The sequence below is a fragment of the Listeria grandensis genome (assembly GCF_014322885.1).
Taxonomy (GTDB): Bacteria; Bacillota; Bacilli; order Lactobacillales; family Listeriaceae; genus Listeria_A; species Listeria_A grandensis.
Map to the genome: position 1 here is coordinate 153,257 of NZ_JAASUG010000001.1, position 26,602 is coordinate 179,858.

A 26,602-nucleotide genomic window follows, 5' to 3' on the forward strand; every position below is an offset into this window, starting at 1 on the left:
ATCATTGTAACAAAAGCTACTTCTCTTTTCAATCACCATAAAAAATAGGATCAAACCTCAAGCTAATGACTTTTTAGCCTAAAGTTCCATCCCATTTCAGTAAGCCTTCTACTCAAACTGTGCTAACGCGACCTTCACCTTAAATGTTTTTATCTCATATGGCGTAATCGTAAATGCGAAGTCTCCACTCCTGATCTCATCAATCGGCCGCTCCATCAAGTCGCACTCCTGCCACGATTCAATCTGAAAATCACTCGATAAGTGCACGCTACAACGTCCCCCTGTATATTCATGCAATCGAACTATAATCGCATCATCATCCTCCGCTTTTTTCACTGCATCGATTTGAATCTGCTCCTTATTTGATTTTAGTAACGATTGCGTAATATGAGCGCCTAGCGCCACGCGAAGTGGATTATTGAGCGCCCATGCCTCTTGCACAACGTCACCTTCCACAAAATCACCTTTATGCGGCAATAAGGAATATGTGAAATCATGTAAGCCCTGATCCTGTGTCATATCTGGATACGTTGCCGATTTCAGGAGCGTCAAGCGCATCACATGATCTTTTATATCGTGACCATACTTGCAATTATTCAAAATACTAACACCGTATCCCTTCTCACTCAAATCTGCCCATTGATGCCCCACCGTCTCAAATCGCGCATAATCCCAGCTTGTATTCCAGTGCGTCGGGCGTTTCACATTCCCATACTGAATATCATACGTTGCTTCCGTCGCCATCACATCCACAGGAAATGCAACTTTTAACAATTGCTGTTTTTCATGCCAATCTAATGCCGTTTCAAAATCAATCCGCGCGCTATCTCTGTAAAAATGAATCGTTTGCGAAATCGTCGAATCCCCGTATAGCCACTCCATTTGTAGCGTAGCCTGAAGCGCACCATTTTGAATCACTTCCACGCTTTCCAACTGCGTCACTTCGCGCATCTTCTCCTGGTAATAAATATCAATATCCCACGCATCAAAATTCAGAGGTTTATCTTCAAAAACTTGTAATACATTGCCACGCTCCCCTTTTGCAAGAACATCTCGGTCGTTCTTTTTGTCAAAAATAGTCGTAAAATGCCCTGCCTCGTTCCAAATGACACGGTAACGGTCTGTTTCCAAACTATTATCACGAATATTCGCTAACGGCTTAGCATCCATGATGTCATCTACCATCTCGTAATTTAGCGTCATCGTTCCCATCGGAGGTAACCCATCAAGCGCCACTATCCAACTACCAGCTAAATTTCGCTGACTGTCCAGCCTATTCCCATCTTTATCCTTCCAAATCACCATTTCCTCAACCGGAATCGCAATCTCCGCCAAGCGTGGCCGCTCCCATATGGAGCTATTCATCAATGTCACCGCATTTGGCACCGCCTCATCCATCGCGCTCATCTCGTCATAAGCCGCTAAAGTCAGATTCTCCGCCTCGTCATACTCCAACACACAATCCTCATACACCTCTTGAATCGAAGAGCCCGGAATAATATCATGAAATTGATTCCGCAACACCATTCGCCAACTTTCCTGCAATAGATCACTCGGATACGCCTCAAAAGTTCCCGTCCTCGCTGCTTGTAACACTTGGAACCACTCCGCATCCCGCAACAACAGCTCCAATTTCCGATTCATTTTCTTGTTATGCGCTTGACTCGTATATGTCCCCCGATGATACTCAAAATAAAGCTCACCGTTCCACGTATGCACATACTCCTCTGTTGTTTCCACCCGCTCATGTAACCGTTCGAAATAAGGTCCTGCAAGCCCTGTTTCCACTTTCGGCATCCCTGGCATCTTGTCAAAACGCGCGATCATCTCAAGCATCTCCCGCGTCGGACCGCCACCACCATCACCAAATCCATAAGATACCAACAACTCATTATTCCACTGCTTATCCCGATAATTATCCCAAACACCTTTTACCGTCCGCGCTGTAATATTCCCATTATATGTATAGTACAAATCATGCACATCCGGCGACGTAATGAAATGCGTCAGAATCTCCGAGCCATCAATTCCACGCCACCAAAACGTATCGTGCGGCATCCGATTAAACTGATTCCAACTAATTTTCGTCGTCATAAACGTCTCGATCCCCGACCTCTTCAAAATCTGCGGCAACGCCCAACTATACCCAAACACATCTGGCAACCACAAATGCTTACTATCCTTACCAAACTCCTCCTTAAAAAACCGCGTTCCCTGCAAAATTTGGCGCACTAAAGACTCACCTGACGGAATATTGCAGTCTGCCTCTAGCCACATAGCCCCGTCCGCCTCCCAACGTCCATCCGCAACCCGCGCCTTAATCCCCTCATAAATTTCTGGATAATCCTCCTGTATATAAGCATACAATTGCGGCTGCGATTGCAAAAACTCATAGTTAGGAAACTGCTCCATTAACCGCATCACCGTCGAAAATGACCGCGCTGACTTCTCCCGCGTATGCTTCAAACGCCATAACCACGCTACATCAATATGCGTATGCCCTACACATGTCACCGTTACATCAAAATTTTTCGGCATCGCATCTATTTTTTCATTCAGTAATTTCCCAGCCTCGTAAAGGGAGGCCACATTCGTCGGTCCCCCAGGATTCGCCCAATCAATCACTCGAAAACTGTGGTCAAGCGCCTGCAATAAACCGTAGCGTTCCGTGCTATTTTCATCCAAATAATCCAGTGTCTGAAGCGCCGCAGAAGCCGTGTAATATAGGTCATCAATCTGCGTATCCAAATAACCGACAAACGCAGCGTTTAATCGATGCTCCTGCGTCGTCACCTTGCCACCACCCTCAAGCCCCGACCAAAGTCTAAAGATAAGTTCCACTTGCGTCCCAGCCAAATCATCATCAAAAAATACTTCCTTATGATTCTGATCCACACCTTGATACGGTTTTCCATTCACAAATAGCAACGATTCAAAACCAGAATTATTTCCATCCCCAGTTTTTCCAAAATCAAAAAATCCCAAAATGCGCTGCCCCTCAAGTCGTGTCGGCAATATAATATCCGTCTTTAACCACACATAGCGATCACGACCGCACCAGTTACTTCCAAGCGCAATCTTCTCCTCAAAAACGAGCCCTTTTGGATAGGCACCAATCGTCCCATCCCCATCTTCTAATTTCTCAAATTCCGAAATGATCTGTGATTTCGTATAACGATACCCTTCTACCTCTCGATTACGATTTTGCAATTTCTCCTGCTTCCAAAACATCTCCTCACACCTTCCTGTTAAACGCTTTCATTTATGATTTAAACATAGCATATAAACGGAGTAGATCCAATAGATAAATTAAAGAAAACTGGACTTGAATGCCCTGCTCCACGAAGTTTTTTTATAACATTTCTACAAAACAAAAAACGCGTGTACTAGCGCCACTATAGAAGTAGGCTAATACACACGCATCTTTTTTCCGTTATTCGGTAGTAGATAATCCTAGATGTTCGCGGAATTTCTTGGTTGCGGCTGCCTTGGATGCGCTATCTGGTTCGTAGTAATATAGGTTAAAACCGTATGCTTCACTGTAGATGGAAACGCCCTCGCCTTCCATTTTTAGTGTATCGACGTCGTTTCTGACGCTAGCATACTTTGTTGCAATTTCTGTGATGTCATCCATTTTGAGGTTGGTCGTAAAGTTATCGCCAACTGCTTTTAGAAGTTTGTTGAAATGGGTGATGGAAGCTGTTCCTGCGAGTTCATTACTAATCCCCATGATAACATCGCGTTGCCGATCTTGCCGCCCAAAGTCCCCACGAGGATCTTCATGGCGAATTCGAACGTATTGCAGTGCTTCTTTTCCAGCCAGATCAATCTTGCCTTTCACGAAAACTTTATTGACTTCGGTAAGATCGATATCATTCGTAACACGGACACCACCAACCGCTGAAACCAGATCGCTGAAGCCTTTCATATTGATGGTTACGTAATAATCGATCGGCACATTCATTAGACCTTCTACGGCTTTTACCGTGCCTTCTGCGCCACCTTTCGAGTAGCTACCATTTATTTTTCCGATATCGCCGTCTTCATAGGTTACTTTTGTGTCGCGAGGAATACTGAGCATCTTAACAGAATTCTTTTCCTTATTAATGGTTGCCAGAATCATGGAATCGGAGCGTCCATTTTTTTCACCCGCGCGCGCATCTGTTCCGATCATTAAAATTGAAAAAGAATGTCCATCTGTGAGTGTGCTCGTGGAGGCTTTATCCTTCGCTAACGGGACGTGGATACCATTTAGCGTTTGTTGGATTCCGTTGTAATAGTGAATTGCAAAAGCACCGAGTGTGAAGACGATACCAAGTAGGATAACAAACGAAAACTGCAGTCGTTGCATAAGTTTTGATGGTTTTTTTTCAAAGGGTTGAAAGCGTATTGTATCCATATTGATTCCTATCTTTCTGTGTATATTGACACGACGATTTTTATAAATATAGAAGCTTGTAAGTAGTATATAGGCATGATTATTGTTAGAATTGATACTTACACTAATGTTATCATTGCACTGACTATAAATCAAATTAGAATTTAATGATAAACAGGAGGTATTTTGCCATGAAAAATCAAGAAAAGGTCGAAAAAATGCGTGGTGGGCTTATTGTTTCATGTCAAGCGCTAGAAGATGAACCATTACATAGCTCTTTTATTATGTCAAAAATGGCTTTAGCAGCAAAAATCGGAGGTGCTGTTGGAATCAGAGCGAACAGTGCAGCGGACATTCAAGCCATTCAAGCGGAAGTCGATTTGCCGATTATCGGAATTTATAAGAAAAACTATGGGGACTGCCCTGTCTTTATTACACCCACGATCGCAGAGGTGGATGAAATTGTGGCAACAGGCGCTGAGATCGTAGCTATGGATGCGACGCGTAGAATCAGACCAGACGGTTGCTTGATAACACAATTGTTTCCTGAAATAAAGAAAAAGTATCCTGATCAGCTTTTTATGGCAGATGTGGCGACGGTTGAAGAGGCAATCGTTGCAGAACAGCTAGGTTTTGATTTTATAGCCCCTACTTTGTTCGGCTACACGGAGGATACACTCGGAAAAAAGATAGCGGATGAGGACTTCGCGGTATTGCGAGAAATGATTCGCGTTGTAAACACGGCACAGATTATTGCGGAAGGAAATGTGAGCACACCAGAGATTGCAAAACGAATTCAAGCCATGAACCTATTTGCAATCGTTGTTGGTGGAGCGATCACAAGGCCACAACAGATCACAGAACGCTTTGTTTCGGCGTTACGATAATTAGTTGAAAGTATGAAAAGAATTATGAAGGTATCAAGGAAGTGCGTTTCTAAGTCATGAAGCGCGCTTTTTTCGTCTGCCCAAAATCTAAAGATAAAGCATATATCAATAGCGCCCTTTATGAAAAAAACACAATAAAAATGTAACAAATTAGTCACAAAATAAGTCCATACAGCGGAAGGAATGTATTTTTTTAGCTCGAAAAGCTGATAAAGTAAAGGAGTGGTATACAATACATCTAGAAACTGCTCGATCAAACATGCATAGAAGGGGGATAATAAAGCGCAGGAAATGAGATCAAACGACATAAAGGTTCACTCATATACCACAATAAAGAACATGGAGGAATTACACTAATGAAGAAGAATATGAAAAAAATAGCGATCGCGTTACTCGCAACCAATGTAATCGCGAGCACCGTATTAACGGCATTACCACCAGTCGAAACACATGCCGCAGAGAATAAATTGACAGCAACGCAAAGCCAGAATCTATTGAACATAGTGACTAATGACGATAGAATAGCTAGTGGTCACATACCTGATGGGGCAGGAGCAATAGTTACGATTACAGTTTCATCTTCTCCATATGAATTAGGAGGATCCGTTCTGTATACGACGACGGGTGTTGCCGACAAAGATGGTAACTACTCGATTAATATTGGGTTTACTGAGTCTCGTTTCATGTTTTGTAATGTTAGCATGGCAACAGATAATGGATACTCTGCTGGTCGTAGAGTACAAAATAGGGATACTTTTGGCGGTGGATACTTCGCGCCAATAAAAGTTGGGGATACTACTATTAGCGGTCAATTAACTAGTAAGCCCAATATGCGCTATCAACTATTTATCGGTGAAGGAAGGACTAATTACCCGACTGGTCAAGCAATAGGAGAGGGAGTAACGGATGCTAACGGAAATTTTTCAGCAACAGTAAATCCAATTCCCTCTGGTAGAGCTGATATATGGATAAACGCATATGGAAGTACCCAAGGCATAATGTCAGGTTCCATTGGTTTTAACGGAGGAATACCCACAGGCGCTACTTCTATTAGTTTGAACACACCATCTAGTATAGATACAATGCGTGGTACAACAGGCAAAGTTGAAGTGTCAGTCAATCCAATCGGTGTCAGTCAGGCAGTGACTTTTACATCAAGTAACCCATCTATCATGACTATAGACGCCTCTGGAAATTGGACAGCCGTTGCCCCAGGTTCAGCCTCGATTACTGTAACACCAACAGCAAATCCAGATTTGGTGAAGACGATCCCCGTAACGGTAACAGCTACCTTATCAGATGTTGCTCGTGCAAGTGTCAATGATCTATTTATCAGTAACAATCCAGCGAATCATATTAAAGACACCACAGTTCAAGCCACAATAGATGCAGCACAAGTAAAAGTGAACGCGATCACGAATGATACTGCGCAAAAAAACGAGCTACAAGTCTACATCAATAAAGCACAAGAAGAACTAAATGCTAGAACTGCAGCAGCAACGAAAGAAGCGGAAGCAACAACAGCTGTTAATGGGCTATTCATCGATAACAACCCAACGAATCACATCAAAGATACGACGACACAAGCCAAAATAGACGCGGCGCAACTGAAAGTCGATGCTGTGACGGATACGACGAAGAAAGCGGAGCTCCAAACACACGTGGATAAAGCACAAACAGAACTCGATGCAAAAAACACGGCGAAAGCAAGTGTCGATGCGCTCTTTAGCGATGCACCAACGAATACCAAATTAAAACCTAGCACTACGCAAGCGATGATCAACGACGCCAGTGCGAAAGTCAATGCGCTACCAGCAAGTGCTGAGAAAACAGCAATGCAAGCGGATATCACGAAAGCTAACACCTTATTCGAAGCGATCACTCCAACGACGTTGAGCGACCTGACGACAGAGAGCACTACTCTCTCTGGTTTCGGCGAACCAAACAGCGCGATTGTGATCAAAAACGGCGACACGCAAATTGCTTCTGGCAGCGTATCGAGTGATGGCACATACCTGTTTAACATCACGAAACTAGCGGCCGGCTCGACGATTACCGCGACCGTGACCAAAGCAAGTAATGGCAAAACATCGTCCGCCAGCAAAACGGTCCAAGATACGAGTATTGTCACGACAAAAATCGATGCAATGACCGTGGCCTCGACGACAGTGAGCGGCACCGGCGAACCGAACGCTACGATTGTGATCAAAAATGGCAGCACGCAAATTGCTTCTGGCTCCACAGCAGGCGATGGCAAATTCTTGTTCTTCGTGACGCCACAAGCGGGTGGCTCGACGATTACCGCGACCGTAACCAAAACAAGCAACGGTAAAATCTCGAGTGCGAGCACGACCGTTGTAGATAACGCGATTGTCTCAACGACGATGGGCGCCCTGACAACAGATAGCACCAGTGTGACGGGTGTCGGCGAACCGAACAGCGCGATTGTCATCAAAAATGGCAGCACGCAAATTGCTTCCGGCTCCACAGCGGGCGATGGCAAGTACTTGTTCTACGTGACGCCACAAGCGGCCGGCTCAACGATTACCGCGACCGTAACCAAAGCAAGCAATGGCAAAACATCGAGCGCAAGCCAAGTGGTCGCTGATAGTGGCATTGCGCCTACGAAGATGAATGCCCTGACAAGCAACTCCACGACGATAACGGGAACAGGGGAACCAAACGCCGCGATCGTTATTAAAAACGGCAACACGCAAATCGCTTCTGGTAGCGTAGCGGGCGATGGCAAATTCTTGTTCAACATCACGAAACAAGCGGGTGGTTCTACCATTACGGCAACCGTGACGAAAGCAAGCAATGGCAAAACATCCACGGCAACACAAACGATACCAATCGCTACTACGACGATCGGTGCCTTAACCACTGATTCGATCCTAGTATCTGGAACAGGCGAACGGAACGGGACGATCGTCATCAAAAATGGCGCGACACAAATCGCTTCTGGTAGCGTATCGAGCACTGGTACCTACTCGCTGAGTATCGCCAAACAAGCCGCAGGCGCTACCATCACAGCAACCGTGACAGCCAATGGCAAAACATCGAGTGCGAGCACCAATGTCGTCGATAACAGCATCAAGGCAACGACGCTTAACGCGCTGAACACGAATTCCACGAGTGTATCTGGAACAGGCGAACCAAACAGCGCCGTCGTTATCACAAAGGGCGCGACAATCCTTGCTTCTGGCACGACGGACGGGAATGGTAAATACCAAATAGCCATCGCGAAACAACTAGCCAATACGACGGTAACTGCAACGGTGACCAAAGCAAGCAATAGCAAAACGTCGAGTGCGAGCAAGACCGTCACAGCAGTCGTTCTCGATTATAGTTTGACAGGGCCAGAAACGTATGACCTTGGTAGCAAAGCGAATATCACCGGCACTTACGGCGCCAATGTAACCTATGTTCGTTTACGTGTGACAGGGGCAAGCGGTGATGTGACGATCAAAAAACAAGTGAGCACAACGACGTCAAGCAACGCCTACAACCTGGGTGATATCTCGACGTACGTCGACGCCACGACACAAAAACTTGAAATCATTGCCGTCGATGCGAAATACAACGTAGTCAACACGGTCGTTGTAGCCATCAATAAAGACACGCTCGATAACAAGCTAACAGGTCCAGCAAACTACACGATTGGGGATAAAACAGCGGTCAAGGGTGAATACGGTACAAATATAGCGTATGTCCGTCTACGCGTCATACCTGCAGGTCAAACAACAGGAACGATTGTCCGTCAAGCAACCCGCTCCGCCGGTAATTATGACCTCGGTGATATTTCCACACTCGTAACAGATGCAACAAGCACCGTCGAAATTTTAGGCGTAGACGCGAAGTATAATATCGTGAAAACCCTCAAAGTCACAGTGAAAGCACCAACCGTCGACAATAAACTCACCGGGCCTGCCTCGTACACCGTTGGCGATAAGACAGCGGTCACTGGTACTACGGGTACAGGCGTAGCCTTTGTTCGTCTGCGTACAGGAAGTGATGTGAACAACATGGCGGTTGTGCGCCAAACAACGCCAAGTGCTGGCACCTATAGCCTCGGTGATATCTCCAGTTTAGTCAAAGATACATCCGGCGTCGTGCAAATCGTAGCGATCGACAAAGGTTATAATATCATCAACACGATTACGGTAACCGTGAAAGCAGCCGCAGCATTGGATAACAAGTTAACCGGGCCTGCCTCGTACACGTTTGGCGATACCGCCGCGATTACAGGTACAGTCGGTACGAACGTTTCCCATGTGCGTCTACGTGTCACACCAGAAGGTGGCACCGCAGAGATCAAGAAAAATATCAACCTCCTGCCTGGCGCAACTGATTACAACCTCGGCAACATTGCGGGATTAGTTAAAAATGCCACAGATAAAGTCGAAATTCTAGCATTAGACGCTAGTTACCAAGTAGTCAACACGATGGACTTGATGAACTAAGAAAACGACACACGTAAGAAAACAGCTAGCAGCTTAACTACACTACAACAGGCTAGCGAACACAAAACAAGACTAGGTTTCCGAACAACTCTTCTGGTTGTATCTCGGAACTAGTCTTGTTTTCTTATTGATGCTCATTTATCGGCTCTATCTCACATTGTTATAATCTCTTTCTTCGTTCGTACATACATTTCCTCAAACTTCTGCTCATGAAAAGCGACCACTTCATCTAACACTGTCGTCGGATGGTGATATAAAACTTCCATATTTTGCAACATTTGCTCTAAATCATGTATCAACAAAAGCATCGGCTCCGCATCCCCGATTTTCGGGACAAAACTGCTATCATTGACAATATTCATCCGCTCCTGTTTAAGGCCTTGCAATGCCTTCCATGCAGCAAGCAAGTCCTCGTGAATCTCCTCTTTGTTCTGATACTTCGCCCGAACTTGCTCCATTTGCGCCAAACAAACCTTGGCGTGATCATAAAAAACACGATTCATTTCTGATTTCTTTTTTGGATAAAGCGAATAGACAAGGAAAGCTATAGCAAGACCAATCAGCGTATCGAACATCCGATTGTTCACGTAAACAACTGGCTCTCCCTCCCCTTTTCCGACTAAAATCATAATGGTGATAACCGCGATAACTGGCGTGAATTTCCCAACAAAAAGGTAACCCCAAAGCACAGCAATCACCGCCGCAATCGGTATCATCAAGAAATGATTATCCGGCATAATGAAATAGAATAAAACCCCTGTCGCACCACCAAGAATTGTCCCAAAAATCCGCTCCATGCTCGATTTATACGTCGCGCCTTTCGTTAACTGCGCCGTGATATAAATCGCATTAAATACATACGTAGGATAAATAATATACTTACCAAAAAACGGATACAAACATAAACAAATCAGCAAACTAAGCAGCACCTTAGCGACACGAGGATCTAATGTTAAACGCTCTTTCAAAGTTGTCTTCATGCACGCTCTCCCCCTTCTAGTTCCCGAATGCTACCCCGAATCGCCTGCATCCCCATCACAAATTCACCAATATGAAAATTCAAAATCGCGTCATGATCCGAACTGGCAACAATGTCATCGATTCCAATGGTCACCAGTGCCTCCTGTGACGCCTGACCCACTGCATAATGGCCCAATCCCGAAATAGTGACTAAACTAAAATACACTCGCACATAAGATGCCAACGTCTCCTTATAAATCTCCGCATGTTTCGGGTCCTTCTTTTTCCCCGATGTATATTCATGAATCAACATCTGTGACTGCACGAAAATACCGTATAGCGGTTTGGGATGACCCGCCTCTTTTTTCGTTAAAATAGTATGCAGTTCCTTCTGGAAAAGCCCCATCGTTTGCTTCATCATCATTTGAATCGTCTTCTCCACTGGAATATGGATAAACCGCACAACAAGACGAACCACTACAAAAAAGAGCGCAACGTCTACCATCGCGATAATTAACACAACCCAATAAGGAACAGTCATACCTGTTGTATCTAAGAAAAAGAGCGCCGTCCCAATCGCCATTGTCATGACCATATATTTTTGAGGCATCACGAAATTTATCACGAGAAGCGCAATGATCATCACTACAAAATAAACATACACACTATTATCAAAAAAAGCCGAAGATAATCCCACAATAATACATGCAAAAGCAAACATTAAACCTATTTTCGACATTGCTTTTTTTGTGAATCCGCTTGTTGGTTGAATCGAAATAATCCCGACCAGAAGCGCAATTGGCATTAAACCAATGAATTTTGGTATGACCAAGGTATGAAATGCAACGCAAATGATTGCAAATACAAAAACCTGCAACATATGTATTAATCCTTTAACTCCCACTTTTGCCAAAATGACTTTTTTCATTCTATGCTGTCCCCTCTTCTATCCGAATTTCGTATTACTTAGAAAGTTTATCACATAATGATCTATTCTGAAAGCTGTATTTCCTTTACCCTCATTTTCTCAGATTCAGACATCGAGGCAAAATAAAAAGGCTAGCATATCAACATACTCCGCCTTCTCATTCCTATTGTATTTGCTCTTGAAGCCGCTCAATGTCGTCATCGCTACCAATCACGATCAAAACATCGCTCGACTGCAAGACATCCGTTGCTTCGGGCGTAATAATCATCTGCTTATCGCGCTTAATCCCGACAATATTCACGCCAAACGTATTCCTAAAATCCAGTTCGTGGAGGCTTTTGCCAAGGAAACGACGATTGGAAACAGAAATCTCGACCAAGCTGTACTCATCTGAGAGCTCCAGATAATCCAGCATGTTTTTAGAAACAATATAATGCGCGATTCTGCGTCCCATATCCCGCTCCGGATGAACCACCCGATCAGCGCCTATTTTGTCGAGCAGCTTCGCATGTTTATCATTCGTCGCCTTCGCCGTTACGTATTTCACGCCCATCTCTTTTAAAATCAGCGTCGTCAAAATGCTAGACTGAATATCCTCACCAATCGAAACAATCACATGTTCAAAATTCCGAATGCCCAGTTGGCGCAATGCATTCTCATCCGTTGAATTACAAATGACCGCATGCGTCGCAATCGACATGAACTCATTCACACGCTCCTCGCTCGAATCGATCGCCAGCACTTCCATTCCTTGCTCCACAAGCGATTTACAAATGCTACCGCCAAAGCGTCCTAATCCAATAACTGCAAATCCTTCTTTCATCGCAAAAATCCGCCCCTTTACTCTTTCTCCACAAGGTCATGTTTGAACGCATAAATCGCCGCTTGCGTCCGGTCTTGCACATCTAGTTTCGACAAAATATTACTCACATGTGTCTTCACCGTTTTGAGCGTGATAAATAGTTCGTCCGCGATTTCCTGATTCGACTTACCTTCTGCGATCAATAGCAAAATCTCATTTTCCCGATTTGTCAAATCATCATGCAGGTTCTTCTCCGGTTTAGCCGTCAGACGCTGCATCATTTTTCCAGTCACTTCTGGCTCCAGCACAGAGTCCCCGCCGTATGTAGCACGAATGGCATCCGCAATCTCGCTTGCCGTCGACGTTTTTAACATATAACTCGACGCACCCGCCTCAAGCGCAGGATACACCTTCTCGTCATCAATAAAGCTCGTCACAATAATAATCTTCGCGGTTTTCCACTGACGCATAATTTCCTGCGTCGCCTCAATACCGTCCATTTCGTCCATCACTAAATCCATCAAAATAATATCCGGGCGCAACTCCATCGCAAGCTCCACGCCTTCGCGACCGTTCTCCGCTTCCCCAACAACTTCCATATCATCCTGCACCGAAAGATACGCAGAAACACCGATTCGCACCATCTCATGATCATCAACTAGTAACACTTTTATCATTCGTCGTCCACATCCTTTTTCTTCACCAGTGGTATTTTAATTTCCACACTCGTTCCCTTTTTAGGAAAACTAATGATTTTAATCGAGCCGCCAAATTCAGCTACTCGCTCACGCATGTTTTGTAAACCGTATGAACCGGCTCGCATTTTATTCATGTCAAAGCCGATACCATCATCGACCACTTTTAAAACGACCAAATTATCAATCACGATCATTCGAACTTCAAGCAAATTCGCCTTTGAATGGCGCAACGTATTGGAAAGCAGCTCTTGCACGATGCGGAACAAGTGATCCTCGATTCCCTTTTGGAATGAAATATCCTCGATTTGCCATTCGACTTGAATCGGAAGCTTCGTCGTCAATTCTTTCAACAACAGCTCGATTCCCGTTTTAAGCGACTTGCCTTCCAGCTGAATCGGGCGTAAATGAAGTAACAGCGCACGCATTTCGGACTGCGATTCATTGACAATCGACTCGACCATTTTCAACTGTTTCTGCATCGTTGGCGTCGCGTTCTTCGCGCTTTGTTCATTGAGCGCCGAAAGCAACATCATCGCCGCAAAAAGTTGCTGACTCACCGAATCATGCAACTCACGCGCAATCCGATGCCGTTCCTCTGCTAAAATCGCTTCTTTTGATTGCCCCGTCGTCTCAGCACGTTCATTCGCGATCTCCTGCGTCATCATCGTCTGCGCCTTCATTTTATCACGTAATCGTTCAATTTGCTTGTAAACCTGCTGAATCTCGGCGTAAATTTCCTCCTCATCCGCAGGCTTTTTTTCAAGCTCACCCTGTTCCAACAGCCGCAGCGAAAAATCAATCGCTTCGAATTTCCGTTTAATGATATAACCGATCACTGCTCCGACGATAAGTCCGACCGAAATCGCCATCAACACGATAAAAACGATAAATGGCAAGTAAAAAATCTTCTTCCCAATCAAAAGGTCATACCATGAAATATTACCACCAGACTGATAGATCACCGTTGTTCCAAGCGAAGCAAGCAGTAACAAACCAGTTGTTGTCGCCATCGAGGCGCGTGTAAACGTCATAGTCTGATCACCTCTAAATCGCCAAGCACAACCGAAGTAATAATTTTCACTTTGCGCGGCGCCTTCTCATAATTATCCGAATAAAGCTTGATCGTATCATTTTGCACGACCGTACTCTCCTTATCATACTGCAAATGCCCAAAAATAGCAGAGTGCTCCAGACAAATCCCCAAATCAAATGGTACTAATAAGCGAATCTTCCCAGAAAAACTCCGGATCAAAACAACGCTCTCACCCGTCGGTAAAACTGTGTTCCCAAGGTCAATAATCGTGTCACCAATGCCCGTCTGAATGTTGATATTATCCCATTCATATACCACATCTAGCACCCGTTGATTACCAAACCACTGATTGCGAATAAACGTATTGCGCGGATTCGTATTTTCCGCCGTTTCCTTCGTCTTCACCATCAATAATTGCGGCGCACGCTTGCGACTCACATAATAATACACCGCAAAAATCCCAGCAATAACTAAACCAATTTTAAAAGTTGCTGTCAAAAGAACCGAGATTAAAATAAACACCGCGGCAATAAAAAGTCTTGTCCGTGCTTTCTTTTTCGGAATCCCATCTTTGCGAGACGTAAATAAAAAACAAATTCCGATCGCGAATAATACGAGCAGTTCCCACCTGAAAAGCATCTCAAATGCGATACCAACCGCGACTAGAATTAGAAATAAGAAAATAAACGAACCTTCTAATTTTTTCATCTGAATACACCCCCTTTGTTGTTAAAATTTTGAGCTCGAAAACTCAAGTAACGGGTAAAAAGAATAGTAACTTCTGTCCCCATTATAAATAGTTTGGCGTAGTAATAACAGCCGCTGTAGCTGGAACTATCTCTCCATCTTAAGACTTAGTTTTTCATGCTTACTCCGCTACGTCCTCGATCAAATAGGTGAATCCATCTTCTTGTTTTATACGGCGTTCCTTCATGAGCGTTCCTAAAGCACGCTTAAATTGCGCTTTACTGACTCCAAATTTCGCACGAATCGCATCTGGATCAGATTTATCAGAAAAGGCCATCTTGCCACCAACACTTCGTAAATAGGTCAAAATCATTTCTGCATCGTCGCCTAGCACTTCATGTACACGTCCACGCAGCGATAAATTCAGCGTGCCATCTGGCTTCACAGCGATCACCCGCGCATCTAATTTTTGACCTAGACGCGGCTCCGATGTCCGTTCTGTCTCGTGGATAAATCCGATATGCCCGTCCTCTGTAATCACGAACGTCCCAACTTTCAATAATCGGTAAACCGTCCCTGTCACATTTTGATTAAACATATCTTGGGTCGCTTTTGTCGAGATTGCTTTGAAATCATGCTCCTCGCCTAGCACGCCCCAAATCCGCTCCTTCTCATCGACGCGCAACATGATCATTAGCCGGTCGTTCTTTTTCGGCCACAGATGATTTAGCGCCGGCATGTCATCCATCGAAACAACGACATCTTTTGGAATTCCAATATCCACAAAGACACCCAGATCTTTGCGTACATCCGTCACCGTTCCCCAAGCAAACTTCCCAACTTGCGCTTTCGGGATAATTGTCGTCGCAACAACCTCATGATCATAATCGCGGTAAATAAACACGGTTTCCGTATCCCCGACCGCCAAATTCAAGTTGGACGCATTCGTAAGTGGCAATTTCACTTCCACGCCACGCTTTTCTAACATGTAGTATTCTTCCTCTTTTGCAATAACGACCATCGTTTGCGCCGTTCCAATCATATTTATCAACATTTCCACCTCATTAGTTATTCTGTTCCTATTATAGCTTAAATCAAGAAGCCGGTACAGCCCAATCCACGAAAAAAGCCGAACCAGCACACGTCCGACTTCCTAACCTTATTGTATCGCTTGCTGCAATGCTCGAACCTTCGCAATGTCCAGCCCCTTACTAAAATCGCCATCCACACGCGCGCCACCGCCAACATGATATTGCGAGTTGTGCAGCGTCTCATGTAACATCCCGATATTCTCCACCGTCACACCACTCCCCACCAAAATTTCAAAAGAAGTCGCGTCTGCTTGGCTATCCGCCACCCATTTTTTCAAGCGATCGATCGAATCTGTCGCCTTCGCACCACCACCCGATGTCAAAATTTGCGTAATATTATTGCCGTATTCGCGAAGTACATTGTAGGCACGATCGATGTCCTGCGCGCTCTCGATGGCCCGATGGAACGTCAAATCCATGTCACCCTTCCAATCAATCACGTTTTCTAGTAAGTCGCGATCGATTTCACCAGACTTCGTCAAAGCACCAAAAACAATGCCATGCGCTCCCAACTCATTCGCCATCAAAATATCTTCCTGCATCATCGCAATATCATAATCATCATAATGAAACGAATGGCTATGCGGGCGAATCATGATCATCGCTGGAACCTTAATATCTTCTGTAATTTGCTTTATCACACCATAACTCGGCGTCAAACCGCCCTCACTAATAGCCGAAACAACCTCTAAACGGTCCACACCAAAATGTTCCGCCTCCGATGCCTCCCGAATGTTCTCAACAATAACCTCAAGTACCAAGATTCCCAACTCCTTTTCTACTATAGTATGTAGCTATGTATTTTATTTTAGCCTAAATCCCCTCGAAAAGAAACGAAAAGCATTGTCCCATATAAATAAATATACGCAACAATGCTTCGCTTACAAGTCCTTATTTTGTTTTAGCTTCAAATACTACCGTTTCACCAGCAACAACATCCGTCACTGCTTTCCAATCAAAATCAAATTTATTCTCCATGCTGTTTGTAACAACCATTGGAATCACTGTGCTACTCGCGTTCTTCTCGATAAAATCAAGATCTGCTTCCACAACTAGTTGTCCCACCGTTACTTTATCGCCAAGAGATACGAGCACATGAAAGCCCTCACCTTTTAACGCTACTGTCTCCAAACCGATATGAACAAGGATTTCCTGACCAAGCTCTGTACGGATTCCAAAAGCATGCTTCGTATCGGCGACCTGAATAATTTCTCCATTAGCAGGCGCTACAACCGTGCCACTTGTTGGTTTCACCGCAATACCTTCACCCATCATTTTTTGGTTGAAAACCGGATCGGGAACATCTTCTAATTGGACTAATTGCCCCGTTACTGGCGCTACTATCGCCTCTTCCTTGTCTTTTTTAAACATTTTTTTGAACATCTTGTTTCCTCCTTCAATAACTTCCATCCCTTCCATTGTACCCTAATCACACACAAAAGGCATAGAGAAGCGTTCATTATATAACATTCCCACCTTCTTACCTGATACGAGAGTGAAAATAATATTGTATGTTTGGGCAAAGCAACATTTATTTACTGCCTTTTCTCGACACGCTTTCCTTTTATTTGTTAGAATAGATAAGGAACTTTAATTTTACGAAGGACGTGACATATATTGGCGCATATTACGCAATGGTTTTCAAATATAGACTGGAATCTTTTTTGGGCAAAAACAATCTCTGAGGTAGTAAAGATTATCATTTTATTGGCCCTCTATTTTATCTTGAAATGGCTAGGTCGGAAATTGATACGTAGCTTTTTCCTAAGATATCGAACACAACAATTAGTATCCGAAGGGCGAGCGAAAACGTTAGAAAGTCTGATTTTAAATGTCTTTGGTTATTTAATGTTCTTCACATTTGCTATTCTTATCTTACAAAATTTTATCGACATCACAGCTATTGTTGCAAGCGCTGGTATTGCCGGTTTAGCCATTGCATTCGGAGCGCAAGGATTAGTAAGCGATGTCGTGACAGGATTTTTTATCTTGCTGGAGCGGCAACTAGATGTTGGAGATAACATCACGCTCGATCAAGTGAACGGGAATGTCGAGGCACTGGGGCTCCGAACAACGCAGGTTCGCGATTTCGATGGTACACTACATTTTATTCCTAATCGCCAAATTATCGTTGTTAGTAACCATTCTCGTGGTAACATGCGGATTTTAGTAGATGTTAGAATCGCGCCAACTGCCGATGCCGAGCAAGCTATAGCCATCATTAAACGTGTCTGTGAGCTAGAAAAAGCAAACAACAAAAACATTGTGGATGGCCCTGTAGTTCTTGGTGTTCAAGAGGTTAGCGCCGTAGCTACCGTCATTCGAGTCATCGGAAAAGCAGTAAATGGCGAGCAGTTTGAAGTACAGCGAAACCTTTTAAAAGATATTCGCGAAGAGTTGGTGATTCATCAAATTGAACTACCGATGTCCTACCTAGCACCGTTAGAACCGGGCAAATAAAAGAGGTAGCCTCATCTCATGTGAGCAGGATTCACGTCTTACCCATAAAAATGGGAATCGTGATATCCTGCTCATTTTTATGTCTCCTCTCAAATTTCCGATAGACTTTCTAAATAGCCTGTTAAAACATCGATGGCAAAAGGGATGGCAGCCTCATTTGGATTTAATTTAGCATGATGCAGGCTATATTCAGAATCCACACCTAGCCAGAACATAAAACCTGGAATCTTTTCAAGAAAGTAGCCGAAATCTTCGCCAGTCATCGCTTCTTTACAGGCAACATAACTCTCGGGATGCTGTTTTTTCAGGTAGTTGATGAACTTGGAAGTCTCCTGCTCATCGTTATCGACCTCCATGTAATCAGATCCAGCGTGAAAATTCACTTCACATTGATAAGCTTCCTCCCAGCCTTTTGCAAGTTGCTTCAAGCGTGTCCAAACCGTGTTCATCGTTTCTTTGGAAAGCGTACGAATAGTGCCGTCTAAATACGCTTCTTCCGCAATAACATTCTGCGCCTCTCCGCCACGGATTTGACCAATCGTAATGACTGCGGAATCAAGCGGGTCAATATTACGGCTGATGATTGTTTGCATCTGCCCGACAAAAGCACTCGCAGCAACAACCATGTCATTTGCCAAATGAGGATACGCCGCATGCCCTCCTTTTCCTTTGAATGAAATAAATAACTCCGATGTATTCGCAAAAAGGAGTCCTGGTTTAATAGCAATCTGGCCGACTTTATATTCCGGTGCAATATGCAAACCGAGCATCAAGTCTGGCCACCACTCCTTAAACTCTGTACTCTCCATGATTGGCTTAGCACCACCCGGACCTTCTTCAGCGGGCTGAAACACAAACAATAGGTTATCTGATAAAGGTTTTGCTGCAAAGTTTGTTAATAAACCCAGCGCAATACTCATGTGGCAATCGTGGCCACATGCATGCATCTTGCCTTTGTGTAAACTAGTAAAGGGCAATTCCGTTTCTTCTGTAATCGGCAAGGCGTCTATATCCGTTCGATATCCAATTGTTTTTTTCGGCGCCGAGCCTGTTACTCGAACTAAAATACCGGTACGCCATGTTTTCACTTCTAGATTTGCTTGTGGCAATGTTGCTATGTAATCCAATAAAAACTGCTGTGTCTGCGTTTCTTCATAACCCAATTCAGGAATTAAATGTAGTTCCCTACGCAATTTTATAAACGTGTTTAATTCTGTCATCCTCATTTATCCTCCTAAAAAGGCGCTTATCCCTAGCAAAAGCTCTCACTTAAACTAAGAATAACCGCCGATAATTTTTATAACTCGCGAAGTTCTTGCATAATTTCTGTTTTTGATTTTGTTTTTGCATCGATTTTTTTGATTTCTTTTGCAGGAATACCTGCGACTACGGTGTGAGCTTCAACGTCTTTCGTTACGATTGCACCAGCGGCAACAACAGCCCCTTTTCCAACGCGTACGCCTTCTAAAACAACAACGTTTGCGCCAATCACAACGTCATCTTCTATAATAACTGGTTGCGCGGAAGGTGGCTCTACAACGCCCGCAAGAACAGAACCTGCACCAACATGGCAGTTCTTCCCTACAGTTGCACGCCCGCCAAGCACGACGTTCATATCGATCATAGTACCTTCACCAATGACAGCGCCAATATTAATACTTGCGCCCATCATGATAACCGCATTATCCCCAATCTCTACTTGATCGCGAATCACAGTTCCTGGCTCAATCCGTGCGTTAATATTTTTCATATCTAACAATGGAATGGCCGAGTTGCGACGATCGTTTTCCACGACAAAATCTACTAATTTAGCTTTGTTTGCCTCCAAAAGTTCACTAACGACAGCCCACTCGCCGAAAATCGTTCCTGCTTCACCAGTGATAAATGTTTTCACATCTTCTGGAAATGCGATATTGGCAAGGTCTCCTTTTAGATAAACCTTCACGGGCGTTGCTTTCTTGCTATTTTGAATGAATGAAATAATTTGATGCGCGTCCATTTGTTTCATGAATTAATAACCCCTCTCAAATATGTGCTCACCACTAATGATGCCACAGCTAGTAATGAGTTTCAAGATATTGATCTACAATTTCTAAAAACGCCTTCACCTGTGGGAGCGCGAGCGACTGCTCATAGCCAATCAACGACGTATCTCGACTTAATATGTCACCTGACTTATCGACGAGCGGAATTTTATGAATATCCTCGCTAGCACCGATCAGCGTCACTTCTGGCAAAATGGCAAAACCGATACCATTGAAAGCCATTTGACGACATGTCTCAATCTGATCCATCACCATTGCTTGACGCGGCATCTTACCAAAATTGCGTTGCCAGTAGTCTTGAATAACCTGATAATAATTCGAATCACTTTGGAACTGAATAAATGGTCGTTCCGATTCTAATACGTCATCAAGTCGCGCTATTTCTTTGTCTACGAGAAAAAGTTTATCTTGAAAAAGTGGTTTTTGGATACTTTTCCAAGCGACATTTCCCCTGACAATGCCAACATGTGCAGAACCATCGACGAGCGCTTGATGAATCTCGCTACTCCAGCCAGTTACAACCGAAATATGCACATCTGGATAGGCTTGGATAAACTGCTTTAGCACGCGTGGAAGCCACATTTGCGCAACAATACTCGCACAAGCAATTTTTAGCGTTCCGCGAACGATGCCGTCTTGCGCTTCTAAACGCTCTTGAATCTGGCGTTCTCGCTCAATCACACGCTCCGCATGTTGCACAATCGCTTCCCCTTCTGGCGTCAGCAGTAGTCCTTTTTGTGTCCGTAAAAAAATCTTGGTCTCCCATCTGCTTTCGATGGTCTGAAGTCGTTGTGAGAGCGCTGGTTGCGATAGGAACAGTTTCTCTGCACTTTTGCGCATATTTAATTCTGCAGCTAGGCATACTAGCAATTCATATTCTGTGACGATCAATCTGGCTCTCTCCTATCTATTCGTGAATATAGCGTTGCACTTGCTTTAAAATGACATGACGAGTGACGATACCTTCAAAAACTCCCTCCCCATCCACGATACAAATAAATGGATTATCCACAAGTAATTTCACAATTTTTTCGATATCATGCGAATTGGTCAAAACCGGGATTTTAGTTTGCATAACATCCTCTACTTTAAGTTGTTCTAGACGCTCATACTCAATGCGTTCCATACCCAGAATCGAATCAGTTATCATCGCTGAGCTGATCAGTCCGTGCAATTTGAATTCAAAATCCAGTACCGGAATAACGGAATAGCCGCACTTCGTCAGTACCAGTAAGGCATGTTCTAAATTATTTCCCATTTGGACATGCGCTACTTTTTCGGCGGATATAATATAATTTTCTAATTTGTCGTTTAAAAAATTTCCTAATTTACTAGAGATCATACAATCTCCCTCATCTCTGTTCTTTATTGGCCTGTTTGAAATTAGCTCCGAACCACTAGTGATAAGTCCCTGCTACTCTAAGTCCTTAGTATATTTAACCCGAATGAGACAAGTTCAAACCTGCTCACGTCTATTTTACCATAAAGAAAGCCGTTTCAAAAGGATTGGAGGCTGCAAAAAGGACATATGGGTGATTTTGTTGGCGCATTTACTTGCTGAGTTAGAGCACCAGTATGCCTGAAAACGAAGTGAGTATGTCATCCCTCCGTATCTCTTATGATATCAAACGATGAACTAATGCCAAACGAAGGTTTTCACTACGCCCCTAACAATTTCTGTCGAGGTTAAACGGGCTGTTTCCGCTTTTCACTTAACAAAAAGATTACCAAAAGCAACAGAGTTTGTCGTCTTTGGTAATCTTTCCGTTACTATGCTTTTTTTGGAGATTGTTTTACCCTCACAGCTTATTGCAGGATATCGTAGATTTCTAGTGTTGTCATGTCAATATCATCAAATTGATATTTATTGTTGTCTCCGTAAATTTCGATTTCATACGAATTTGAAGCGTGGAAATACCTTACTTCACACAACGGTTCACCATCTTTTTCGAACCTTCTTGATTGCGTATCCGCTGATTCGTCCTCTTGCATTGCTTGTAAACGTTGAATAATTCCCAATAACTGAGACATTGTACATTCTCCTCTCTATTCAACCATTGTTTGTCATTTGTTTAAACCATACTAACAGATTTTATCGCATCTTACACCTATTTAGCAAGCGTTCTGTTAAATTTATAATAAACAAATTATTTAAATCTCACTATTACTCGTTTCCTCCTATCCCATCATTTCAAACCTACTTCTCATCCAAAACACAAAAAAACCACAAAACCAAGTCCAAAACCTGATTTCGCAGCCCAAAATCTATATATCCAAAAAAACATGCACGACTACAAACGCACTTCATTCCTCTGCATATTGGGGCTCTAATTCGCCTTGCTTCAAAGAGCCACAACAAAATAAGCGTTTGCCGCCCGCGCTGACCCTAGCCTTGTTTTTTGTTGGTGGTAGAATCCAGCATCATCTTCACAGAACGCATGATTGTTTTGTGGCGGTGAAACCCCTTCACACACACCGTTTGTTCGTTCAGGGTCGTGTATACCTCGCCCCATGAACCTACTGGATTAAAACCATATACGTGCAATTTCAACATCCCGTCTTTTGTCGGGAAATAAAATGATTCAACTTTACCTGTTTTATTCAATTTCCATCAATCCCTTCCAAAACGCTATCATCAAACTCTAATTGAAAATGATTATCATTATTGATAGTATACTTGAAATTTTTCTAGAACACAAGCCTTCTTGTAAAAAAATTGTCCGATAATTCAAGAAATGTTGCATAATTGCACAAAATCGCTAAAATCACCGACACATTTAGGATTTATTTCATTTTTTTCTGTGATTTCCCTTTTTTCTCCACTGATTTTCCGTTATAATTACTATAGTTAAGAAAGGAGGGATACAATGTCTGATGCGAGCAAAAAAATTGCCGAAGCAATCTTTATTGTGAATCGCCATAGCAAGGCCGCAATCGATCCACGTTATCTTTATCAATTAAAGAAAGCTGCGATTGAGAAATTAATCCAAGAAGGCTTCGCGAAAAAGCTAGGTCTACAATTTTCAAATAATCCAAAAAAGTCTTACCAACATTCCAATCTCCTTATTGATTGCCACGGTTTTCTGTTTCATCTTCCACCGCAAAAACAAGATATGAAAAATCTACCACACCTTGGCATGATGCGACCGATTAAAACAACGAACCAAGTTAGGATGTCTTTGTCACATGCAAAGGCAACACTCGAGAATTACACCGGCGTAAAGCCTGATCCTCTCAAAAAATCCGCGTTTTATGAGAATGCCTCCCCCTATTTCCGCTAAAAAGTGCTATGATAGAACTAACTTTAAGAATTGGAAGGGAAGTTTGTCCATGCTAAAAAATTTAAGAACAGCTGTTCAGGAAATTGAGATTAGTGGTATACGCACATTTAATAATCGTGTTGCGGGTATTCCAGATATGATTCGATTGACGCTTGGTGAACCAGATTTCCCAACGCCTGACCATGTCAAAGTGGCTGCTATCGATGCTATCAATGACGATTTTACAAACTACACGCCAAATGCCGGCACTCCAGAGCTCCTACAAGCAGCCTCTCATTATTTCTACGATAAATACGACCTTTCGTATAGCACGAAGGAGATCATTGTTACAGTTGGTGCCACAGAAGCGATCAGCATTGCGTTACAAACAATTTTGGAAGCAGGCGACGAGGTTTTGCTACCCGATCCTATCTACCCAGGCTACGAGCCTCTCATCCATTTAATGGGCGCAGCGCCTATCAAAATAGATACCACTGAAACAGCCTTCAAACTGACTGCTGAACAGTTACGGGCGGCGATTACACCAAAGACTAAAGCGCTGATTTTACCTTATCCATCGAATCCTACCGGCGTGACGTTAACTGCAGCAGAATTAGGGGAAATCGCGGATGTAGTTCGTGAAACTGGTATCTTTGTAATTGCGGATGAAATTTACAGTGAATTAACTTTTTTCGGGACGCATACTTCTATTGCAACCATGATTCGCGACCAAACAATCGTGATTAATGGCTTATCTAAATCACATGCAATGATTGGCTGGCGTATTGGCTTTTTAATGGCTCCTGAAGCGATTACAAGTCAAATGCTGAAAGTCCACCAATACTCGGTTACTTGTGCATCCTCGATCTCTCAGAAAGCAGCAGAAGAGGCCTTAATTAATGGTAAGGATGACGCGGTTCAAATGCGTACGGAATACAACACACGCGCTGGTTTTGTCCAAGAGCGCCTGAATAAAATGGGGTTTTCGATCATTGAACCTGATGGTGCCTTTTATTTCTTCGCAAAACTACCAGATCAAATCACCCAGAATTCTTTTGATTGGGCAATCGAGCTAGCGGAAAATGCTAAAGTCGCCGTCGTACCGGGATCTGCTTTTTCAGAAAAAGGAGACCGCTACTTCCGACTATCGTTTGCGGCTTCGTTCAGTCAACTCGCTGAGGCGATGGACCGAATGGCCACGTTCATGGAAAAATACGCATAAAAAACGCTGTGCATGGCACCTTTTTCGGTATCATACGCAGCGCTTTTTTTCATTATTTTTCGTAATACTTAATCAGTGTTTGTGTTCCATTATCAGCATATCCAGCTTCGGCTAGTTTCTGATACATCTGTTCCGCCATCGCGAGCCCTGGTAAATCAAGTCCCATTTGCTTCGCCTCATCCAGCGCAATTCGCATATCTTTAATGAAATGCTTTATAAAGAATCCTGGTGAAAAATCCTCTTGCAATACGCGTGGAATCAAGTTTGAGAGCGACCAACTTCCCGCCGCACCTCCCGATATCGACGCCAATACTTTTTCAGGATCCAGTCCTGCTTTTTTCGCATAGCAAATCGCCTCGGTGACGCCAATCATGTTGGAAGCAATCGCGATTTGGTTGACCATCTTCGTATGCTGCCCAGCCCCCGCCTCACCTTGCAAAATAACACTTTGTCCCATTGCTTTTAAAATCGGTTCCACAGCAAGAAACGCGCGCTCTTCACCGCCAACCATAATCGTTAGCGTACCATTTTTAGCACCGATATCCCCACCAGAAACAGGCGCATCAATTACCGCAATCCCCGCTTCCTTCGCCTCTTCTGCGATCTGCTTCGCAAGGTTTGGAGAAGAGGTCGTCATATCTATCGCAAAACTCCCTGAGCGAAGCGTGGTTAAAAGCCCGTCTTCAGCCAAGTAAAGCTGCTCCACATCTGTCGGATAGCCAACCATCGTAATTAGTGCCTCCACATGCGGCGCTAGCTCTTGCGGCGTATCATGCCAGATTGCACCAGCTTCGATAACAGCATCCGCCTTCGATTTCGTCCGCGTATAAATATGTACTTCGAAACCCGCTTTCATCAAATTCTGCACCATACTCGCACCCATCACACCAACACCGATAAATCCAATTTTATTCATTCCAAAACTCCTCCTTCGACTGGTCACTTGCCTATAGAACAAAGTTTACCCGTGGTTACAAGAAAATGCAAATTGGAGTATTCGTGGATTTTGAAGGCGTATTCATTTTCTGGATTCATTGGATGAAACTTCTATATATTCCAGATAATTATTTGAAGCTTCCTCTTACATTACACAATACTTAGATAAAACTTATGATGTTGCGATCTCGATATCACATCATTAATATTTACATTACACAATACTTAGATAAAACGATAAAATGAATTTACTTTGCTTTGAAGTCTCATTTATTTACATTACACAATACTTAGATAAAACTGATTTGGGCGCTGGAAATGCCGTGGTTTGAGTGGAATTTACATTACACAATACTTAGATAAAACGAAGAAAAAGAAGCTACGTTGCCGGCTTTAGAAAAATTTACATTACACAATACTTAGATAAAACTCGCACGAAAAGCAATCTTATAATCTCCCTCTCCATAATTTACATTACACAATACTTAGATAAAACCCGTACCCATTTCAGCCTTACTCCCATCATACCTCAAAGGGGCTAATCTGTCGACCGATGACAAAATCGGGATTTCTAGCGCTTGATTTTACAAAAATATTTTATGAAAAGAGCCTAATCGTTGTTGTACCAGTCATTAACAAAAATCTGTCGATCCCCTGTAGTTTTTACGCTACTGGAGGTCGACAGATTTTCTCAACAGGTCTTATACTAAAAAGAAAAACCTGAGGAATCTCCCAGGTTTTTCTTCACTCAT

General features: G+C 43.4%; 23 protein-coding genes and 1 CRISPR repeat array. Of the genes, 5 read left to right on the forward strand and 18 right to left on the reverse strand.

From position 1 onward, the window contains the following. Positions 1–108 precede the first annotated feature (108 nt). Both HCJ54_RS00680 and HCJ54_RS00685 read right to left on the reverse strand, forming a co-directional pair. On the reverse strand, positions 109–3,231 hold the full coding sequence (locus HCJ54_RS00680; RefSeq protein ID WP_187136258.1) for an alpha-mannosidase: 3,123 nt from the start codon (positions 3,229–3,231) through the stop codon (positions 109–111). A 202-nt stretch (positions 3,232–3,433) separates the two neighbouring features. After that, positions 3,434–4,399 carry an LCP family glycopolymer transferase gene (locus HCJ54_RS00685; RefSeq protein WP_036067424.1) on the reverse strand — a complete coding sequence of 322 codons (966 nt, stop codon included), beginning with the start codon at positions 4,397–4,399 and terminating at the stop codon, positions 3,434–3,436. 170 nt (positions 4,400–4,569) lie between these two features. On the opposite strand from HCJ54_RS00685, the gene HCJ54_RS00690 reads away from it, so the two are divergent. Then, positions 4,570–5,265 (forward strand): N-acetylmannosamine-6-phosphate 2-epimerase, encoded by a 696-nt coding sequence (locus HCJ54_RS00690; protein ID WP_187136259.1) that lies wholly within the window; start codon positions 4,570–4,572, stop codon positions 5,263–5,265. 356 nt (positions 5,266–5,621) lie between these two features. Continuing rightward, the gene (locus HCJ54_RS00695; protein ID WP_187136260.1) at positions 5,622–9,728 is read left to right on the forward strand and encodes a beta strand repeat-containing protein; all 4,107 of its coding nucleotides are present in this window, start codon (positions 5,622–5,624) and stop codon (positions 9,726–9,728) included. A gap of 152 nt (positions 9,729–9,880) precedes the next feature. Here HCJ54_RS00695 and HCJ54_RS00700 read toward each other — a convergent pair whose 3' ends face one another. From HCJ54_RS00700 to HCJ54_RS00740, 9 genes are all read right to left on the reverse strand, one after another. Further along, a complete protein-coding gene (locus HCJ54_RS00700; RefSeq protein WP_187136261.1) occupies positions 9,881–10,708 on the reverse strand; it encodes an FUSC family protein in 828 nt (275 codons plus the stop codon). Further along, entirely contained in the window at positions 10,705–11,616 is a 912-nt protein-coding gene (locus tag HCJ54_RS00705; RefSeq protein WP_185411701.1) for a hypothetical protein, read from the reverse strand. The genes HCJ54_RS00700 and HCJ54_RS00705 overlap by 4 nt, the downstream gene beginning before the upstream one ends. Before the next feature lie 163 nt (positions 11,617–11,779). Next, a complete protein-coding gene (locus HCJ54_RS00710; protein WP_036064120.1) occupies positions 11,780–12,439 on the reverse strand; it encodes a potassium channel family protein in 660 nt (219 codons plus the stop codon). 17 nt (positions 12,440–12,456) lie between these two features. Then, on the reverse strand, positions 12,457–13,095 hold the full coding sequence (locus tag HCJ54_RS00715) for a response regulator (RefSeq protein ID WP_187136262.1): 639 nt from the start codon (positions 13,093–13,095) through the stop codon (positions 12,457–12,459). Continuing rightward, positions 13,092–14,147: a sensor histidine kinase gene (locus tag HCJ54_RS00720; RefSeq protein ID WP_185411700.1), complete on the reverse strand. Its 1,056-nt coding sequence runs from the start codon at positions 14,145–14,147 to the stop codon at positions 13,092–13,094. Before HCJ54_RS00720 ends, HCJ54_RS00715 begins: the two co-directional genes overlap by 4 nt. Next, positions 14,144–14,857, reverse strand: coding sequence for a cell wall-active antibiotics response protein LiaF (liaF, locus tag HCJ54_RS00725; RefSeq protein WP_036064115.1), 714 nt, complete (start codon positions 14,855–14,857; stop codon positions 14,144–14,146). The genes HCJ54_RS00720 and liaF overlap by 4 nt, the downstream gene beginning before the upstream one ends. Positions 14,858–15,017: 160 nt before the next feature. Next, positions 15,018–15,887, reverse strand: coding sequence for a CvfB family protein (locus HCJ54_RS00730; protein ID WP_185411699.1), 870 nt, complete (start codon positions 15,885–15,887; stop codon positions 15,018–15,020). 108 nt (positions 15,888–15,995) lie between these two features. Next, a complete protein-coding gene (locus HCJ54_RS00735; protein ID WP_187136263.1) occupies positions 15,996–16,688 on the reverse strand; it encodes a copper homeostasis protein CutC in 693 nt (230 codons plus the stop codon). Positions 16,689–16,818: 130 nt separating this feature from the next. Continuing rightward, on the reverse strand, positions 16,819–17,310 hold the full coding sequence (locus tag HCJ54_RS00740) for a PTS sugar transporter subunit IIA (protein ID WP_187136264.1): 492 nt from the start codon (positions 17,308–17,310) through the stop codon (positions 16,819–16,821). 234 nt (positions 17,311–17,544) lie between these two features. Between HCJ54_RS00740 and HCJ54_RS00745 the strand changes: the two genes are divergently transcribed. Continuing rightward, entirely contained in the window at positions 17,545–18,387 is an 843-nt protein-coding gene (locus HCJ54_RS00745; protein ID WP_187136265.1) for a mechanosensitive ion channel family protein, read from the forward strand. Between the two features lie 89 nt (positions 18,388–18,476). On the opposite strand, the gene HCJ54_RS00750 is transcribed toward HCJ54_RS00745, so the two are convergent. The 6 genes from HCJ54_RS00750 to HCJ54_RS00775 form a co-directional block, all read right to left on the reverse strand. Beyond that, positions 18,477–19,607, reverse strand: a complete 1,131-nt coding sequence (locus HCJ54_RS00750) for an N-acetyldiaminopimelate deacetylase (protein ID WP_187136266.1) — start codon at positions 19,605–19,607, stop codon at positions 18,477–18,479. A gap of 77 nt (positions 19,608–19,684) precedes the next feature. Continuing rightward, complete coding sequence (gene dapD / locus HCJ54_RS00755) at positions 19,685–20,395, reverse strand: 2,3,4,5-tetrahydropyridine-2,6-dicarboxylate N-acetyltransferase (RefSeq protein ID WP_187136267.1); 711 nt, start codon at positions 20,393–20,395, stop codon at positions 19,685–19,687. 49 nt (positions 20,396–20,444) lie between these two features. Continuing rightward, positions 20,445–21,323 (reverse strand): transcriptional regulator CcpC, encoded by an 879-nt coding sequence (locus HCJ54_RS00760; protein WP_187136268.1) that lies wholly within the window; start codon positions 21,321–21,323, stop codon positions 20,445–20,447. A gap of 16 nt (positions 21,324–21,339) precedes the next feature. Then, complete coding sequence (gene cbpB / locus HCJ54_RS00765; protein WP_036064099.1) at positions 21,340–21,774, reverse strand: cyclic-di-AMP-binding protein CbpB; 435 nt, start codon at positions 21,772–21,774, stop codon at positions 21,340–21,342. Between the two features lie 464 nt (positions 21,775–22,238). Further along, entirely contained in the window at positions 22,239–22,463 is a 225-nt protein-coding gene (locus tag HCJ54_RS00770) for a YkuJ family protein (protein WP_185411692.1), read from the reverse strand. Positions 22,464–22,818: 355 nt separating this feature from the next. Continuing rightward, positions 22,819–23,037 (reverse strand): hypothetical protein, encoded by a 219-nt coding sequence (locus HCJ54_RS00775; protein ID WP_036064094.1) that lies wholly within the window; start codon positions 23,035–23,037, stop codon positions 22,819–22,821. A 262-nt stretch (positions 23,038–23,299) separates the two neighbouring features. On the opposite strand from HCJ54_RS00775, the gene HCJ54_RS00780 reads away from it, so the two are divergent. Continuing rightward, positions 23,300–23,713 carry a YkyB family protein gene (locus HCJ54_RS00780; RefSeq protein ID WP_036064091.1) on the forward strand — a complete coding sequence of 138 codons (414 nt, stop codon included), beginning with the start codon at positions 23,300–23,302 and terminating at the stop codon, positions 23,711–23,713. Between the two features lie 49 nt (positions 23,714–23,762). Next, entirely contained in the window at positions 23,763–24,914 is a 1,152-nt protein-coding gene (locus HCJ54_RS00785) for an aminotransferase class I/II-fold pyridoxal phosphate-dependent enzyme (protein WP_185411690.1), read from the forward strand. Between the two features lie 52 nt (positions 24,915–24,966). Here HCJ54_RS00785 and HCJ54_RS00790 read toward each other — a convergent pair whose 3' ends face one another. Next, positions 24,967–25,830, reverse strand: coding sequence for an NAD(P)-dependent oxidoreductase (locus HCJ54_RS00790; RefSeq protein WP_187136269.1), 864 nt, complete (start codon positions 25,828–25,830; stop codon positions 24,967–24,969). Between the two features lie 162 nt (positions 25,831–25,992). Next, positions 25,993–26,346: direct repeats of the CRISPR family, unit length 30 nt; unit sequence AATTTACATTACACAATACTTAGATAAAAC. The last annotated feature ends 256 nt before the right edge of the window (positions 26,347–26,602 follow it).

Bases quoted from the DNA above. Each gene is read 5' to 3' on its own strand.
- dapD (WP_187136267.1), bottom strand. From the start codon at position 20,395: ATGAAACAAATGGACGCGCATCAAATTATTTCATTCATTCAAAATAGC.
- HCJ54_RS00720 (WP_185411700.1), bottom strand. From the start codon at position 14,147: ATGACGTTTACACGCGCCTCGATGGCGACAACAACTGGTTTGTTACTG.
- HCJ54_RS00715 (WP_187136262.1), bottom strand. From the start codon at position 13,095: ATGATAAAAGTGTTACTAGTTGATGATCATGAGATGGTGCGAATCGGT.
- HCJ54_RS00790 (WP_187136269.1), bottom strand. From the start codon at position 25,830: ATGAATAAAATTGGATTTATCGGTGTTGGTGTGATGGGTGCGAGTATG.
- HCJ54_RS00750 (WP_187136266.1), bottom strand. From the start codon at position 19,607: ATGACAGAATTAAACACGTTTATAAAATTGCGTAGGGAACTACATTTA.
- liaF (WP_036064115.1), bottom strand. From the start codon at position 14,857: ATGAAAAAATTAGAAGGTTCGTTTATTTTCTTATTTCTAATTCTAGTC.
- HCJ54_RS00705 (WP_185411701.1), bottom strand. From the start codon at position 11,616: ATGAAAAAAGTCATTTTGGCAAAAGTGGGAGTTAAAGGATTAATACAT.
- HCJ54_RS00740 (WP_187136264.1), bottom strand. From the start codon at position 17,310: ATGTTCAAAAAAATGTTTAAAAAAGACAAGGAAGAGGCGATAGTAGCG.
- HCJ54_RS00680 (WP_187136258.1), bottom strand. From the start codon at position 3,231: ATGTTTTGGAAGCAGGAGAAATTGCAAAATCGTAATCGAGAGGTAGAA.
- HCJ54_RS00770 (WP_185411692.1), bottom strand. From the start codon at position 22,463: ATGTCTCAGTTATTGGGAATTATTCAACGTTTACAAGCAATGCAAGAG.
- cbpB (WP_036064099.1), bottom strand. From the start codon at position 21,774: ATGATCTCTAGTAAATTAGGAAATTTTTTAAACGACAAATTAGAAAAT.
- HCJ54_RS00685 (WP_036067424.1), bottom strand. From the start codon at position 4,399: ATGGATACAATACGCTTTCAACCCTTTGAAAAAAAACCATCAAAACTT.
- HCJ54_RS00700 (WP_187136261.1), bottom strand. From the start codon at position 10,708: ATGAAGACAACTTTGAAAGAGCGTTTAACATTAGATCCTCGTGTCGCT.
- HCJ54_RS00695 (WP_187136260.1), top strand. From the start codon at position 5,622: ATGAAGAAGAATATGAAAAAAATAGCGATCGCGTTACTCGCAACCAAT.
- HCJ54_RS00780 (WP_036064091.1), top strand. From the start codon at position 23,300: ATGTCTGATGCGAGCAAAAAAATTGCCGAAGCAATCTTTATTGTGAAT.
- HCJ54_RS00690 (WP_187136259.1), top strand. From the start codon at position 4,570: ATGAAAAATCAAGAAAAGGTCGAAAAAATGCGTGGTGGGCTTATTGTT.
- HCJ54_RS00710 (WP_036064120.1), bottom strand. From the start codon at position 12,439: ATGAAAGAAGGATTTGCAGTTATTGGATTAGGACGCTTTGGCGGTAGC.
- HCJ54_RS00785 (WP_185411690.1), top strand. From the start codon at position 23,763: ATGCTAAAAAATTTAAGAACAGCTGTTCAGGAAATTGAGATTAGTGGT.